This is a genomic window from Buttiauxella gaviniae ATCC 51604 (assembly GCF_001654835.1).
In the GTDB taxonomy this organism is placed as follows: Bacteria; Pseudomonadota; Gammaproteobacteria; order Enterobacterales; family Enterobacteriaceae; genus Buttiauxella; species Buttiauxella gaviniae.
In genome coordinates this window covers 1-15,359 of the sequence record NZ_LXEP01000021.1, presented here as the reverse complement: position 1 = coordinate 15,359, position 15,359 = coordinate 1, and the positions used below count along the sequence as shown (strand labels likewise).

Annotated in this window: 14 protein-coding genes; 7 read left to right on the top strand and 7 right to left on the bottom strand. The window is 48.3% G+C overall.

Translation table 11 applies throughout. The features are described 5' to 3' along the window. Positions 1 to 305: 305 nt before the first annotated feature. The 3 genes from glnA to glnG all read left to right on the top strand — a co-directional run bounded on the left by glnA (position 306) and on the right by glnG (position 4,316). On the top strand, positions 306 to 1,715 hold the full coding sequence (glnA, locus tag M977_RS11155) for a glutamate--ammonia ligase (RefSeq protein ID WP_064514959.1): 1,410 nt from the start codon (positions 306 to 308) through the stop codon (positions 1,713 to 1,715). A gap of 133 nt (positions 1,716 to 1,848) precedes the next feature. Then, positions 1,849 to 2,898: a nitrogen regulation protein NR(II) gene (gene glnL / locus M977_RS11150; RefSeq protein ID WP_064514957.1), complete on the top strand. Its 1,050-nt coding sequence runs from the start codon at positions 1,849 to 1,851 to the stop codon at positions 2,896 to 2,898. Between the two features lie 8 nt (positions 2,899 to 2,906). Continuing rightward, complete coding sequence (glnG, locus tag M977_RS11145; protein WP_064514955.1) at positions 2,907 to 4,316, top strand: nitrogen regulation protein NR(I); 1,410 nt, start codon at positions 2,907 to 2,909, stop codon at positions 4,314 to 4,316. A gap of 107 nt (positions 4,317 to 4,423) precedes the next feature. Here glnG and hemN read toward each other — a convergent pair whose 3' ends face one another. Both hemN and yihI read right to left on the bottom strand, forming a co-directional pair. Further along, positions 4,424 to 5,797 carry an oxygen-independent coproporphyrinogen III oxidase gene (gene hemN / locus M977_RS11140; RefSeq protein WP_064514953.1) on the bottom strand — a complete coding sequence of 458 codons (1,374 nt, stop codon included), beginning with the start codon at positions 5,795 to 5,797 and terminating at the stop codon, positions 4,424 to 4,426. Positions 5,798 to 5,946: 149 nt separating this feature from the next. After that, entirely contained in the window at positions 5,947 to 6,468 is a 522-nt protein-coding gene (gene yihI / locus M977_RS11135) for a Der GTPase-activating protein YihI (protein WP_064514951.1), read from the bottom strand. Between the two features lie 587 nt (positions 6,469 to 7,055). Between yihI and yihA the strand changes: the two genes are divergently transcribed. After that, positions 7,056 to 7,712: a ribosome biogenesis GTP-binding protein YihA/YsxC gene (gene yihA / locus M977_RS11125; protein ID WP_064515122.1), complete on the top strand. Its 657-nt coding sequence runs from the start codon at positions 7,056 to 7,058 to the stop codon at positions 7,710 to 7,712. A 96-nt stretch (positions 7,713 to 7,808) separates the two neighbouring features. Here the strand turns inward: yihA and spfP are convergent, their stop codons facing one another. Both spfP and polA read right to left on the bottom strand, forming a co-directional pair. Further along, complete coding sequence (gene spfP / locus M977_RS26205) at positions 7,809 to 7,856, bottom strand: small protein SpfP (RefSeq protein WP_071892919.1); 48 nt, start codon at positions 7,854 to 7,856, stop codon at positions 7,809 to 7,811. 153 nt (positions 7,857 to 8,009) lie between these two features. Continuing rightward, positions 8,010 to 10,802, bottom strand: coding sequence for a DNA polymerase I (gene polA / locus M977_RS11120; RefSeq protein WP_064514947.1), 2,793 nt, complete (start codon positions 10,800 to 10,802; stop codon positions 8,010 to 8,012). 447 nt (positions 10,803 to 11,249) lie between these two features. Between polA and M977_RS11115 the strand changes: the two genes are divergently transcribed. Beyond that, complete coding sequence (locus tag M977_RS11115; RefSeq protein ID WP_064514945.1) at positions 11,250 to 12,137, top strand: acyltransferase; 888 nt, start codon at positions 11,250 to 11,252, stop codon at positions 12,135 to 12,137. Between the two features lie 31 nt (positions 12,138 to 12,168). Here the strand turns inward: M977_RS11115 and dsbA are convergent, their stop codons facing one another. From dsbA to M977_RS11100, 3 genes are all read right to left on the bottom strand, one after another. Beyond that, a complete protein-coding gene (gene dsbA, locus M977_RS11110; protein ID WP_034461503.1) occupies positions 12,169 to 12,792 on the bottom strand; it encodes a thiol:disulfide interchange protein DsbA in 624 nt (207 codons plus the stop codon). A gap of 28 nt (positions 12,793 to 12,820) precedes the next feature. Further along, a complete protein-coding gene (locus M977_RS11105) occupies positions 12,821 to 13,807 on the bottom strand; it encodes a serine/threonine protein kinase (RefSeq protein ID WP_064514943.1) in 987 nt (328 codons plus the stop codon). A 76-nt stretch (positions 13,808 to 13,883) separates the two neighbouring features. Next, entirely contained in the window at positions 13,884 to 14,153 is a 270-nt protein-coding gene (locus M977_RS11100) for a YihD family protein (RefSeq protein WP_064514941.1), read from the bottom strand. 72 nt (positions 14,154 to 14,225) lie between these two features. Here M977_RS11100 and mobA point away from each other — a divergent pair, with 72 nt between their 5' ends. Both mobA and mobB read left to right on the top strand, forming a co-directional pair. Beyond that, the gene (mobA, locus tag M977_RS11095) at positions 14,226 to 14,807 is read left to right on the top strand and encodes a molybdenum cofactor guanylyltransferase MobA (protein ID WP_134187716.1); all 582 of its coding nucleotides are present in this window, start codon (positions 14,226 to 14,228) and stop codon (positions 14,805 to 14,807) included. After that, positions 14,808 to 15,311 (top strand): molybdopterin-guanine dinucleotide biosynthesis protein MobB, encoded by a 504-nt coding sequence (mobB, locus tag M977_RS11090; RefSeq protein WP_064514936.1) that lies wholly within the window; start codon positions 14,808 to 14,810, stop codon positions 15,309 to 15,311. Positions 15,312 to 15,359 lie beyond the last annotated feature (48 nt).

Sequence of the window (15,359 nt, the reverse complement as noted above, 5' to 3'; positions counted from 1 at the left end):
CACGTATTAATCGAAGGACATAACAGGATCACAAAGAACTTTTACAAACAATGTAAAAAGTAATGGTTTGTGATCGCTTTCACGGAGCAAAAAAGGGAGCCACAACGAAAATTGCACCAATATGGTGCTCAAATCTCAGACTGAAGCACTACATTGGTGCAAACTATCCATCGTGGTGCAGCCCTTTTGCACTATAGTGCGCATGATAGCGCCTTTTTGGGGTAATTTAAAAGTTGGCACAGATTTCGCTTTAATCATTTCAGGGCAACAAGCCAATTCAATGACCAAATCCGGGAGAGTTAAGTATGTCCGCTGAACACGTTTTGACGATGCTGAATGAACACGAAGTGAAGTTTGTTGATCTGCGCTTCACTGACACCAAAGGTAAAGAACAGCACGTCACTATCCCTGCTCATCAGGTTACTGCTGACTTCTTCGAAGAAGGCAAAATGTTTGATGGCTCTTCAATTGGTGGCTGGAAAGGCATCAATGAATCCGACATGGTTCTGATGCCAGATGCGTCTACTGCTGTCATCGACCCGTTCTTCGCTGATTCTACGCTGATCATTCGTTGCGACATTCTTGAGCCAGGCACCATGCAAGGTTATGACCGCGACCCGCGTTCCATTTCCAAGCGTGCTGAAGACTACCTGCGTTCTACTGGCATCGCCGATACCGTACTGTTCGGGCCAGAGCCAGAGTTCTTCCTGTTCGACGACGTTCGTTTCGGTAGCTCTATCTCCGGTTCTCACGTTGCTATCGATGATATCGAAGGCGCTTGGAACAGCGGCACCAAATACGAAGGCGGCAACAAAGGCCACCGTCCTGCTGTTAAAGGCGGTTACTTCCCAGTTCCACCAGTTGACTCCGCACAAGACCTGCGTTCTGCAATGTGTCTGACTATGGAGCAAATGGGCTTGGTTGTTGAAGCTCACCACCACGAAGTAGCAACTGCTGGTCAGAACGAAGTGGCTACCCGCTTCAACACCATGACCAAAAAAGCAGATGAAATTCAGATCTACAAATATGTGGTTCACAACGTTGCTCATGCTTACGGCAAAACAGCGACCTTTATGCCAAAACCAATGTTTGGCGATAACGGTTCTGGTATGCACTGCCATATGTCCCTGGCTAAGAACGGCGTAAACCTGTTCGCTGGTGACAAATATGCTGGCCTGTCTGAGCAAGCGCTGTACTACATCGGCGGTGTTATCAAACACGCTAAAGCCATCAACGCCCTGGCTAACCCAACCACCAACTCCTACAAGCGTCTGGTCCCGGGTTACGAAGCTCCAGTAATGCTGGCTTACTCTGCCGCTAACCGTTCTGCTTCAATCCGTATCCCAGTAGTTGCGTCTCCGAAAGCACGTCGTATCGAAGTGCGTTTCCCAGACCCAGCGGCTAACCCGTACCTGTGCTTCGCAGCACTGCTGATGGCTGGTCTTGATGGTATCAAGAACAAAATCCATCCGGGCGAAGCAATGGACAAAAACCTGTATGACCTGCCGCCAGAAGAAGCTAAAGAGATCCCACAAGTCGCGGGTTCTCTGGAAGAAGCACTGAGCTGCCTGAACGAAGACCGCGAGTTCCTGACTGCGGGCGGCGTGTTCACGGATGAAGCTATCGATGCTTACATCGCTCTGCGTATCGAAGAAAACGACCGTGTGCGCATGACTCCACACCCAGTTGAGTTTGAGCTGTACTACAGCGTTTAATGAGTTAGTCATGTCCGACTTAAGCCCATCGTTGATGGGCTTTTTTATCCACAAATAACCTGTTGCAGCAACGTTTATTGCCGCCAGGAAACTATAATGCACCATCACAGTGCAAATTATCGGAGACTGCTGTATGGCAACCGGCACACTGCCCGATGCTGGGCAGATCCTGAATTCTTTAATCAACAGTATTTTACTGGTCGATGACGAACTGGCGGTTCATTACGCCAACCCGGCGGCACAGCAACTTTTGGCGCAGAGTTCGCGCAAGCTGTACGGCACACCGCTACCAGAACTGTTGAGTTACTTTTCGCTAAATGTTGGCTTGATGCAGGAAAGCCTGACGGCAGGCCAAGGCTTTACCGATAACGAAGTCACACTGGTTATTGATAGCCGCTCCCATATTCTTTCCCTGACTGCACAACGTTTACCAGAAGGTTTCATCCTGATGGAAATGGCGCCGATGGATAACCAACGCCGTTTAAGTCAGGAACAGTTACAGCAGGCGCAGCAAATTGCCGCTCGTGACTTAGTCCGTGGGCTGGCTCACGAGATTAAAAACCCCTTGGGCGGGTTACGCGGTGCAGCGCAATTGCTGGCTAAAGCCTTACCGGACCCTTCGCTCACTGAATACACCAAGGTGATTATTGAGCAAGCCGACCGCTTACGTAACCTGGTCGACAGGCTGTTAGGCCCGCAACAACCCGGCATGCACGTCACAGAAAGTATTCACAAAGTCACCGAACGGGTTATGAAACTGGTGTCGATGGAGTTGCCAGCGAATGTCACGCTGATAAGAGATTACGACCCAAGTTTGCCTGAACTGGCACACGACCCGGATCAAATTGAACAGATTTTACTGAATATTGTGCGTAACGCGCTTCAGGCGCTGGGCAGTGATGGTGGCGAAATAGTGTTACGTACGCGTACCGCTTTTCAGCTTACTCTGCACGGCACTCGCTATCGCCTGGCTGCACGTATTGATATTGAAGACAACGGTCCGGGTATTCCGGCCCATCTGCAGGACACACTATTCTACCCAATGGTGAGCGGACGTGAGGGAGGGACAGGTTTAGGTCTTTCTATTGCACGCAACTTGATCGATCAGCATTCGGGGAAAATCGAATTTAACAGTTGGCCTGGTCATACCGAGTTTTCGGTTTACCTGCCTATTCGTAAGTAGAGGTCTTTATGCAACGAGGGATAGTCTGGGTCGTTGATGATGATAGCTCCATCCGTTGGGTGCTGGAACGTGCACTGACTGGGGCTGGTTTAAGCTGCACCACATTTGAGAGCGGCAATGAAGTTCTGAACGCTCTCGCAACCAAGACCCCGGACGTATTGTTATCTGATATCCGCATGCCAGGCATGGATGGTCTGGCACTGCTAAAGCAGATTAAACAGCGCCACCCGATGTTGCCGGTCATCATAATGACCGCTCATTCAGATCTTGAAGCAGCGGTGAGTGCTTATCAGCAAGGCGCTTTTGATTACCTGCCAAAACCATTTGATATTGATGAAGCGGTGGCACTTGTTGAGCGCGCTATCAGCCACTATCAGGAACAGCAGCAGCCGCGCAATGTGCAGGTTAATGGGCCAACCACCGATATTATTGGTGAAGCGCCAGCTATGCAGGATGTGTTTCGAATTATTGGCCGCCTCTCCCGTTCATCAATAAGTGTGTTGATTAACGGTGAGTCTGGTACCGGTAAAGAGTTGGTTGCACACGCTCTGCATCGCCATAGCCCACGCGTGAAATCACCTTTTATTGCGCTGAACATGGCCGCAATCCCGAAGGATTTGATTGAGTCTGAGCTGTTTGGTCACGAGAAAGGCGCGTTTACCGGTGCGAATCAAATTCGCCAGGGCCGTTTTGAGCAAGCCGACGGTGGCACACTTTTCCTCGATGAAATCGGTGATATGCCGTTGGATGTGCAGACTCGCTTGTTGCGCGTACTCGCTGATGGTCAGTTTTATCGCGTTGGCGGTTATGCACCGGTAAAAGTCGATGTGCGAATCATTGCCGCGACCCACCAGAACCTTGAGTTGCGCGTGCAGGAAGGGAAATTCCGTGAGGATTTATTCCATCGCCTGAACGTTATTCGCGTGCATTTGCCACCGCTGCGTGAACGCCGCGAAGATATTCCACGTCTGGCTCGCCACTTCTTGCAAGATGCGGCCAAAGAACTGGGCGTGGAAGCGAAATTGCTGCACCCGGAAACAGAAAATGCGTTAACGCGCCTTGCCTGGCCTGGAAACGTGCGCCAACTGGAAAACACCTGTCGTTGGTTAACCGTGATGGCTGCGGGCCAGGAAGTGTTGATTCAGGATTTGCCTGCTGAGCTGTTCGAGACAACCATTCCCGATAGCCCAGCGCATTCTCAGTCAGACAGTTGGGCAACACTTCTGGCGCAATGGGCGGACCGCGCATTACGTTCCGGTCATCAGAACTTACTCTCTGAAGCTCAGCCTGAAATGGAGCGTACATTGCTAACAACAGCACTGCGGCATACGCAGGGGCACAAGCAGGAAGCGGCTCGTTTACTTGGCTGGGGGCGAAATACCCTGACGCGTAAATTGAAAGAGTTGGGAATGGAGTAAAAAAAGGAATAAGTCAGCACCATCTGGCTCTTTCTGGTGGATGTCGCTTCGCTAATCCCCCCTACGGATCGTGTAGGTCGGATTAGCGAAGCGACATCAGACACAGATCAGATAACGCGAGAGAACTGCTGCAACCGCGCCTTCTGACGCAAGTAACTATCAAAACACATGCAGATATTACGGATTAGCAGGCGACCTTTTGCCGTCACCTGAATGTGTTTTCCGTCGATATCCACCAGCCCATCTTTCGCCAGTGGTGACAGTAATTTCAGGTCTTCTGCGAAGTACTCTGCAAAATCCAAATCCCAAAGCCGCTCGATTTCGACAAAGCTAAGCTGGAAATTACAGATAAGCGCCTTGATCACGTCACGGCGAATGCAGTCATCACGGGTTAGCGCCAGACCTCGCCACAGCGCATCGCCTTGCTGATCAACCTGTTGATAGTAGGTTTTTAGCTCTTTCTGGTTCTGCGCATAGCAATCGCCAATCATGCTGATGGCGGAAACGCCCATCCCTAGCAAATCTGTATCGCCCTGCGTGGTATAGCCCTGGAAATTACGATGCAATTTCCCTTCACGCTGCGCGATCGCCAGTTCGTCATCTGGCCGGGCGAAGTGGTCCATACCAATAAACTGGTATCCGGCATGGGTCAGCGAGCCGATAGTTTCTTGCAGAATATCGAGTTTTTGCTGGGCGCTGGGTAAGTCTGCATCTTTGATTTTACGTTGTGCGGCAAACAGAGTCGGTAAGTGCGCATAGTTAAAAACGCTTAACCGATGCGGGCTCAGTTCTGCAACACGCTTGAGCGTGAAGGCAAAACTTTCTGGCGTCTGTTTTGGTAGGCCGTAAATCAAGTCGATATTGGTCGAGGTGAAACCGAGTTCACGCGCACGTTGAATCAGCGCAAAGATAAACTCTTCATCTTGCTCACGGTTAACCAGGCGCTGCACTTCTTTGTTGAAATCCTGCACCCCCATACTCAGGCGGGTAAACCCTTCCTGACGCAAATGGTCCAGCACATCGAGTTCAATTTCACGCGGATCAATTTCAATAGAGAGTTCAGCATCTTCGTTGAAACTGAAATGACCCCGTAGAAGCCCCATCAGACGGCTTATCTGCGTTTTACTGAGGTAAGTGGGTGTACCGCCGCCCCAATGCAGTTGACTGACGTGACGGCCCTTAAAGAGTGGTGCACGGTGGGCAATCTCTTGCTCCAGGGCATCGAGGTACTGATCGGCCTTATGCGTCTGGCGAGTCACGATTTTATTGCAGCCACAGAAGTAGCAAAGCTTGTGGCAGAACGGAATATGGACGTATAGCGAAAGCGGGCGCTCAGGATAACGAGCAACCGCTTCAAGAAATGCCGCCTCGCCGAAGCCTTCTGAGAACTCCAGCGCGGTAGGATAAGAGGTATAACGCGGCCCTGAATAATTATATTTCTGGATCAGGGCCAGATCCCAATCAATTAACTGCTCAGACATGCTTACTCCCTCCGGTGATGCCGCATTCGTTGACGGCGCAACGATTTTTGCAATCGCGACAACCGCCGTAGTTTAACGAATAACCACAGCAGATAACACACCAGAGGAATAACCACGCAAAGAACAGGTAATCCCATTGAGATTTACCGTTAGTCGGTGCCTTTGAGCAGACGCATCAAATCATCGCCTTTCTCTTTTTCTTCTTCATCTTCGTCATCTTCATATGCGATGCCGAGTTCAGCCATCAGCGCATCGATGCGATCAAGCTTAGCGTTAACCCAAGTCTGCTCTTCTGCGTTGAGTGTTTCACCTTCTTCAAGACGCTCTAACAGCGCATCCAGGCGCTCATCGTTCTCCAGCAAATCCAGTTCAGCCTGTGGTGTTAGCATAGGTTTCTCGACTTTAGGTTTGTGCTGTTTAGGTTTTTTGACCTGGACTTCAGTTACGCCCAGGGCGATTGGTTTTTTGCTGCCAATGCGTGGATCTTTAGCCTGTGAGCTGCCACTTCCACTTTTTTCCTGCGTGCCACCGGTTGAACGGCTACCCGCTGCGTGCCCGCTGCGTTTTTTCTCACGCTTACGGTCACGTGCTTCACGATCGATCTCTTCACGTGTTTTGCGACGTGCTTTTGAAGGTTTAGAGCCAGGTGCTGCTGAGTTTTGTTGCTTCATAATAAATTATCTTGAGCCATTTTTATTCAGTATAGAATTGCGGCGGAATCTAGCAGAAAGCAAGCAAAGAAAAAAGGCGGCAGGTTAACCTGTCGCCTTTTTTCTTGTCTCTGGACCTATATAAGGTCACACAATCCCTGTTTGCACTCGACGCCCTGTCTTTCCCTTGCAAACAACTTCCGTGTAAATCCTTGTCCTTTTTAAACGTCTCCAGACGTTGCCTCCTGGCATTTTCCTGGTTCTTCGCCATCCTGACGATCCTGAACCCTCATCCTGAGTTGCTATCCTTGGTGGCTCTCCTTTGCCTGTGCCGCTTACTTTACTCTGAGCGCTTGATTCCACAAGATTAGTATTTGTGTAAGCTTACAGTTGAGACTTAGCAGTCAATACATAACCACATGTTATATAATCACTTTCAATTATGTCTGCATCTTACAACACTGCATTGTCTGTCAATATGGATGGTCAATGTCTTACAAACCTCGGGCGAATTTCTGTAATCCTGTAAGCCTTGCCGAGAAACACGGCGTTTTCCCCATGTTCAGGTATAATCCTCCACAATGCTCATCCTGAGGGAGACAACCGTTTTGAAAAACTGGAATTACCAGCTGACCCACTTCGTGCTTAGCGCACCGGACATTCGCCATTTACCTTCTGATACCGGTATTGAGGTTGCTTTCGCAGGCCGCTCAAACGCAGGGAAATCCAGCGCATTAAATACGCTGACCAACCAGAAAGCCCTGGCGCGTACCAGTAAAACACCTGGCCGTACGCAGCTCATCAACCTGTTTGAAGTGGCTGAAGGCTTACGTGTGGTGGATTTACCGGGCTATGGCTACGCCGAAGTACCGGAAGAAGTAAAACTGAAATGGCAGCGCGCGCTTGGCGAGTATCTGCAAAAACGTAATAGCCTGAAGGGTTTAGTCGTGCTGATGGATATCCGTCATCCACTGAAAGACCTTGATCAGCAAATGATTAACTGGGCTGTTGCGAGCGGCATTCCAGTGATGCTGCTGTTAACCAAGGCCGATAAACTGGCGTCTGGCGCGCGTAAAGCACAGCTGAAAATGGTGCGCGAAGCGGTGGTAGATTTTGGCGGTGATATTCAGGTAGAAGCGTTTTCGTCACTGAAAAAGATCGGTGTCGATGTACTGCGTCATAAGCTTGATGGTTGGTATAACGATATCCCACCAGCGACCGAAGAAGATGATGTAGAAGAAGACGACGAAACAGCTGGCGAATAAAAAGAGGCATGGGTTCGCCCGTGCTTTTCCTTATTTTCCTGACTTGCGCGCAATAAAAAACGCCCCAGTCATTACTGACTGGGGCGGCTAAAATATTCAGCCAAATCCGATTACGTGAAGTAAAAGGTCTGAAAGATAGAACATCTTACCTCTGTACCCTACGCAAATAACTCTACTCCTTTTTATTCGGTTGAAAAAGCATTTTTTGTAGTTTTTTTTCACCCTTTACACTCCGATATTGAAGCGTCATCACAAAAAGCTATGAGTTATGTTGCTTAGTTACATAAATCGCTTTATTTAGTGAGCTTCATCCCAATTTACACCACTTCCGACTTCCACCAGCAATGGCACATCTAGCGTCATACTGCCTTCCATCAGTTCGTGGATTTTCTTCGATACCGCTTCCAGATCGTCCTGATGAACTTCAAACACCAGTTCATCGTGTACCTGCATGATCATTTTTACACGTGGCTTTTCTGCTTCCAGCCAGGCATCAACCGCAATCATTGCTCGTTTAATAATATCAGCCGCTGTTCCTTGCATCGGGGCATTGATCGCCGCACGTTCAGCTCCGGCACGGCGGGCTGCATTGCTGGAATTGATGTCCGGTAAATACAGGCGACGGCCATCCAGCGTTTCGACATAGCCTTTATCTTTCGCCTGAGTACGGGTGCGTTCCATATACTCCAGCACGCCCGGGTAGCGTTCGAAATAAAGATCCATATATTTCTGCGACTCTTTACGTGGGATGTTGAGTTGGCGTGACAAACCAAACGCACTCATACCGTAAATCAGGCCAAAGTTGATGGCCTTAGCGCTGCGGCGCTGTTCGCCTGAAACACTATCCAATGGCAGCCCAAACACTTCTGCGGCTGTCGCACGGTGAATATCTTTGCCTTCGGCAAAAGCAGTGAGCAGCCCTTTGTCGCGGGATAAATGTGCCATGATGCGCAATTCGATTTGCGAATAGTCGGCAGAAACGATCAGGTAATCTTTTGGCGCAATAAAAGCCTGGCGAATACGACGCCCTTCTTCATTTCGCACTGGAATGTTTTGCAGGTTCGGCTCAGTAGAAGAAAGACGACCGGTCGCCGCTACAGCCTGATGATAAGAGGTATGCACTCGCCCGGTTTTCGGGTTAATCATCAATGGCAGTTTATCGGTGTAAGTCGATTTCAGTTTTGCCAGGCCACGGTGCTCAAGAATAACTTTAGGCAGTGGGTAATCCAGAGCCAGTTCTTCCAGCACTTCCTCAGAAGTTGACGGTGCGCCACCCGGGGTTTTCTTCAGCGGCTTGATGCCCTGCTTTTCAAACAGAATAGTTTGCAGCTGCTTAGGAGAAGCCAGATTAAAGGCTTCGCCCGCGATTTCATGAGCCGTGATTTCCAGTTCAGCAAGACGTTTGGTGAGCTGCTCAGAATGTGTGTGCAGCACAGCCGGATCAATCTTCACGCCATTACGTTCAATGCGTGAAAGCACAGGCACCAGCGGCATCTCAATGTTTTTAAAGATGCTCAATGGCCCTTCGCGCTGCTCAAGTTTCGGCCACATTTTCAGGTGCAGCTGCAACGTAACATCCGCATCTTCTGCGGCGTAACGCCCCGCCTGTTCCAGATCTATTTGGTTAAAGGTCAGCTGCTTTTTACCCTTGCCGGCAATCTCTTCAAAAGTGATGGTTGTGTGCTTCAACCAGCGAGAAGACAAACTGTCCATATCATGGCGGCCCGCGACGCTATCAAGAATGTAGGACTCGAGCATGGTATCGAAGGCAATGCCACGTAGTTCGATATCATAGTTTTGCATGATGCCACGGTCATACTTGAGGTTCTGCCCAACTTTAAGAACGCTTTCGTCCTCAAGCAATGGCTTCAGCAGTTCAAGGGCACGCTCACGTGGAATCTGCACCGGAGCACCAATATAGTCATGCGCAACGGGGATGTAGCAGGCAACTCCGGGTTCAGTAGCAAATGAGAGGCCCACCAGGTTCGCACTGACGTTATCTAAACTGTCTGTTTCCGTATCAAAGGCAATAACCGGCGCTTTCTTCAGGCGGGTAATCCACTCCTCAAGGACGCTTTCTTCAAGAATGGTGACGTAGTTGTCATGCGAGAGTGCATTAGCTGGCTCTTCCGGTTCAACCTCGGCTTCAATCTCTACCGTTTTCGTGGATTGTGCCGCAGGTTTTGCACCCTTAGCTTGCATCCACTTGCCGGCTTCGACGTCCGTGATCCAGCGTTTAAATTCATATCGTTTGAACAAGTCGAGAAGCTCTTCATCTGCCGGCTGCTGGACTTCTAACTGTTCGCAGCCCAGCTCAAGCTCCACATCTGTTTTGATAGTGGCCAGCTTATAGGAGAGGTAAGCAAGATCTTTGCTTTGTTCAAGCTTCGCGGCCATGGTCTTCGCACCACGGAACGTCAATTCTGCAATTTTCTCAGGGTTGGCATACAGCGTGTCCAGACCTCCTAAACCTTGCAGCAGCGCCTGTGCGGTTTTCTCACCCACACCTGGCACACCAGGGATGTTATCTGAAGAGTCGCCCATTAATGCCAGGAAATCGATGATAAGTTCTGGAGGAACGCCATATTTTGTACGGACTTCATCCGGGCCAAGAATGGTATTCGTCATGGTATTGATGAGCGTGACACCCGGCGTAACCAGTTGCGCCATGTCTTTATCGCCGGTACTAATCAGCACCGGGCGGCCAACACGTTCCGCCTCAAGTGCCAGAGTACCAATAACGTCATCGGCTTCCACGCCTGAAACAGCCAGCAGCGGCAAGCCCATAGCTTTAACCATTGCATGGAGTGGCTCAATTTGAGCACGCAGCTCGTCAGGCATTGGCGGGCGGTGAGATTTGTAATGCTCAAACAGCTCGTCACGGAAGGTTTTGCCTTTAGCATCAAACACCACAGCGGCATGCGTCGGTTGATACTGCAACAACAAACTGCGCAGCATATTCAACACGCCGTACATTGCCCCGGTCGGTTCACCTTTGCTATTGGTCAGCGGTGGAAAGGCGTGATAGGCACGATAGAGATAAGATGAGCCATCAACGAGGATAAGTGGGTTTTGCGCAATCTGAACCATAATGTTCCGTTCCGTGACTGGTTTTTTAGTTTATGGCTAAAGGATGCCATAGCCTGGCTGAAAACATGAACTTTTGAGGCAGATAAGGTGAAAAGTTTTGTTGATCTTCGAGATCGCCCTCAAGATCAATATTGTGGATAAGTTTGTGCATAATTCTTTAAGCAATTGATTGCTTAATACAAAAGAAATTCACACCCAGGTAAATACTATTATTTATCATGGTGTTATGTTTTGTCTATTCATTGAGAGGCGATTTCATGAATGATCTATAAATGTGGATATAAAAAATAACTATGTCTTAGAGCAATAATATCGGAACCCCTTCACACACTGTTCTTTAATGAGCAGTTTTAGTTTCTTCACCGACTAATGTTTTCTGATAAAATTCCCCCCTTATTATCCTTTCCCCGACAACTGACACTCTCTAACCAACTGAAAAATTTACTTATGACGAGATTATTCGCCGCGATAACGTTGATTCTGAGTGTCGCTCTTACCATTCTGGTAACTATTGCCTGCTCAGTACCCATTATTATCGCCGGCATCATTAAGCTGCTATTACCCGTTCCCGTCATCTGGCGCTCAATCTCAGTATTTGCTGATTTTATGATGTACTGCTGGTGCGAGGGTTTGGCTTTGCTGCTTAAGCTCAATCCGCATTTGAAATGGGATGTGGAAGGGCTGGATGATCTCAGCAAAAAGAACTGGTACTTGCTGATTTGTAATCACAGAAGCTGGGCAGATATCGTCATTTTGTGCGTGCTATTTCGTAAACATATCCCGATGAATAAGTATTTCTTAAAGCAGCAACTCGCCTGGGTGCCATTTATGGGTCTGGCCTGTTGGGCTTTGGATATGCCTTTTATGAAACGTTATTCGCGCGGCTATTTACTCCGCCACCCGGAACAACGCGGTAAAGACGTTGAAACAACCCGCCGTTCTTGCGAAAAATTCCGCTCTTATCCAACGACGATTGTAAACTTTATCGAAGGCTCAAGATTTACTAAAGAGAAGCGTTTACAGACCCGATCAGCCTTTCAAAACCTGCTTCCGCCTAAAGCCGCTGGCATCGCAATGGCGCTCAATGTATTAGGGAAACAGTTCGACAAGCTGCTCAATGTGACGCTCTGCTATCCTGAAAACGCGCAAAGCCCGTTCTACGATATGTTGACCGGCAAGATGACCCGGATTGTGGTGAGAGTTTCGCTGGTGCCCATTGCAGAGGATCTGCATGGAGACTATGTGAATGACAAAGGATTTAAGCGGCGCTTTCAACAATGGTTGAATGCGGTATGGCATGAGAAAGACGCTTTACTTACGAGTATCAAACAATAGAAGAAAGCCGGTCAATGACCGGCTTTTTTAATTACTTTTTCTCAACCAGGAACTTGGCCACATCAGCATACTGCTGGACGAATACGTCCATATTGCTGGTGTCCATTCCTTGTGGATTCAGTTGGTATTTACCATTAACGAAAATAGCCGGGACACCCTGCAATTGCAGATCGGCCGCAGCTTTCTCTTGTTGAGCAACCAAGGATTTCACTACAAAACTGTTCCATGCCGCATCGTACTCTTCTGCTTTCACACCTGCATTAATGAAGACATTACGAATATCAGCAACGTTCTGAACTGTTTGAGTTTTCTGAACAGCTTCAAACATTGGAGCGGTGATTTTATCTTCCACGCCCAGTGCCAATGCAACAGCCCATGCCTGAGTCAGATCCTTGCCCAATGGGCCGAGGAACTCAACATGGTATTTGGTCATTTTGGTGCCTTCTGGGAGTTTTTTCTTCACGGTATCAGAAACATGAAGCACTTCTTCAAACTGGTAGCAATGCGGGCAGTAGAAAGAGAAGAACTCTAAAACCTGTGGCTCACCAGCAACAGGTTTTTCCAGAGTCACGAACTCTTTGCCGTCAGTGAACTGCGCTGCAGACACGCTAAATGCCAGGACCATCCCCGCCAGCGCCAGCCAAATCTTTTTCATCATCAAATCTCTCCTGAATAAATACTGATTAATACATTGGCGTTAATGTTAGTGGTGGTTCACGTAGAACCCGAACCTGCTCTGTAAAAGTCGCAGTTTGTGTTCTCCAGTAATCTTCGTCGGTAAGCCACGGAAAATTTCTGGGGAAGGCAGGGTCATCCCAGCGTCGAATTATCCACGCGAGATAATAAACCATACGCATTGCTCGTAAAGGTTCTATGAGTGCAATTTCGTCTGATTCAAAGGGGGTAAACTCTTCGTATGCTTCGACAATCATTTCCAGCTGCATTCTCTGTTCGGCTTTGTCACCATTCAGAAGCATCCAAATATCCTGAATTGCCGGGCCATTACGAGCATCATCCAGATCGACAAACAATGGGCCATCGCGCCAGAGAATATTCCCCGGATGACAGTCGCCATGTAATCGTAGTGACTGGAAATTGCCATGCCAGCGAAGTTTCACTTCCTCGATTAGCGCATCAGTGGCTTTGAGAAAATTTTTCTTGAGTGCTGCTGGGATCAGTTTTGTATGCTCAAACAGTTCACGCGGCTCAAACAAATACTCATTTAAGCCCATATCAGGACGAGCGGAAAATTGCTTACGACGCCCGGTTTGATGAATACGACCAAGGTAACGACCCACCCATTCCATCTGATCAAGGTTATCTGTTTCGTATTGTCGCCCACCTAAACTAGGAAACACTGCGTACATAAAACCTTGGTGGCGTAGTAATGTTTGGCCGTTGAAATGCAATGGCGCAGCGACTGGAACCTCGTCTGCTTGCAGCTCAAGAGAAAACTGATGTTCTTCTTCTATTTGTTCTGCGGACCAGCGATGGGGGCGATAAAACTTCACCACATAACGTTTACGATCCTCGTCCTGAAACTGATAGACACGGTTCTCAAAACTGTTTAATGGCGTCAAGCCGGAATCCACCCGTATACCCTGTTCGAAAAGGGCATCCATGATGGTATCCGGATGTAGTGTTTGGAAATTGAAAGCGCTGTCTGTCATCCAGCCAACCAACTGTAAATGCGAATAGTTGAGGATAACATTTCGCAGCCATTTAGGTGGGCTGGCTTACAAGCTTTTACTCTTTAATTACGCCGCGAGCACGCAGTAATGCTGTCTTAAAATCTTCTTCGTAGTCTTTCTGAATACCAGGAATAACAGCATCTTTCGAAGAATCACGCATTTTCAGATGATAGATAAGCACATCATCAGTGAGTTCGGTTAATTCACCGGTATAACCTGACTCTTTGCTGAGTTTCTGCAAAAATTGAATCAAGTTGAGATCCGGCTCTTTCTGCCATGCGGGCTGAAGTAGCTCGAGCAGTTCGTTAAGGCGTTTACATTTCATGATTGTGCTCCATTCACATGAGAGATGTCACACGTTAGCAGGCTCAAACCCACATTAAAAGAGGCGATATAGGTGAGATGTTTAACAGAAGTTACTGGTGTGGTGTTGGCCGGTGGAAAAGCAACAAGGATGGGCGGTCAGGATAAGGGACTCATAAATCTTAATGGCCGTCCACTGTTTGAACACGTCATGAGTAAGCTAGCACCTCAGGTGGGTAATGTGGTGATCAGTGCTAACAGAAATATTGAAATATATCAGTCTTTTGGGGTTAATGTCCTAAGTGATACGCTCCCTGATTATCCAGGGCCGCTGGCTGGAATCTTGTCTGCAATGCAGCATCTGATTGGTGAATGGTTTCTGTTCTGTCCTTGCGATACGCCTAATATCCCGGACAATCTGGCATACAAACTGTGGATGCAAAAAGGTGAATCCAATGCAGTATGGGTGAACGATGGCGAGCGAGACCATCCAACCATTGCGCTTATACACCGTAAGTTAGTCACAGATCTTGAGCAATATTTGGCTGCTGGCGAGCGCAGAGTGATGATTTTTCTGCGTGAAGTCGGAGGGAAACCCATACTGTTTGCGAAGCAGATACAAAACTTCATCAACGTAAATACACCTGAAGATCTTATGCAATGGGAGAAACAATAGATGCTGCCATTGTTAGCGTTTGCAGCTTGTAGTGGGACGGGGAAAACCACGCTGTTGAAGCGAGTAATTCCTTTATTGAATGAACGAGGTATTCGTCCTGGGCTGATTAAACATACGCATCACGATATGGACGTAGATAAGCCTGGAAAAGATAGTTATGAACTACGCAAGGCTGGAGCGGCGCAAACCATTGTTGCGAGCCAAAAGCGCTGGGCACTCATGACTGAAACACCTGATGAGAACCAGTTAGATCTTTACTACCTTGCCAGCCGAATGGATGAATCATCACTGGATGTGATACTGGTCGAGGGTTTTAAACATGAATCAGTACCCAAGATACTGCTTTATCGAGAGGGTACTTCTCTGAATGCTGGCGATTTAGCGATCGATAACCATGTCATTGCCATCGCCAGTGATGTAAATCTGCACACATTACTCCCTATACTGGACATTAATCACCCGGAACAAGTCGCTGATTTCATCGTTAACTGGTTGAAAAAATAGAAATCTAAGAAACAAACTGAGAAAAGTAGGCAGGAATTTCATAAATCG

Excerpts from the sequence above, each read along its gene's own strand:
- glnA (WP_064514959.1), top strand. The coding sequence starts at position 306 with ATGTCCGCTGAACACGTTTTGACGATGCTGAATGAACACGAAGTGAAG.
- yihI (WP_064514951.1), bottom strand. The coding sequence starts at position 6,468 with ATGAAGCAACAAAACTCAGCAGCACCTGGCTCTAAACCTTCAAAAGCA.
- hemN (WP_064514953.1), bottom strand. The coding sequence starts at position 5,797 with ATGTCTGAGCAGTTAATTGATTGGGATCTGGCCCTGATCCAGAAATAT.
- glnG (WP_064514955.1), top strand. The coding sequence starts at position 2,907 with ATGCAACGAGGGATAGTCTGGGTCGTTGATGATGATAGCTCCATCCGT.
- dsbA (WP_034461503.1), bottom strand. The coding sequence starts at position 12,792 with ATGAAAAAGATTTGGCTGGCGCTGGCGGGGATGGTCCTGGCATTTAGC.
- mobB (WP_064514936.1), top strand. The coding sequence starts at position 14,808 with ATGCTGCCATTGTTAGCGTTTGCAGCTTGTAGTGGGACGGGGAAAACC.
- glnL (WP_064514957.1), top strand. The coding sequence starts at position 1,849 with ATGGCAACCGGCACACTGCCCGATGCTGGGCAGATCCTGAATTCTTTA.
- M977_RS11105 (WP_064514943.1), bottom strand. The coding sequence starts at position 13,807 with ATGACAGACAGCGCTTTCAATTTCCAAACACTACATCCGGATACCATC.
- M977_RS11115 (WP_064514945.1), top strand. The coding sequence starts at position 11,250 with ATGACGAGATTATTCGCCGCGATAACGTTGATTCTGAGTGTCGCTCTT.
- M977_RS11100 (WP_064514941.1), bottom strand. The coding sequence starts at position 14,153 with ATGAAATGTAAACGCCTTAACGAACTGCTCGAGCTACTTCAGCCCGCA.
- polA (WP_064514947.1), bottom strand. The coding sequence starts at position 10,802 with ATGGTTCAGATTGCGCAAAACCCACTTATCCTCGTTGATGGCTCATCT.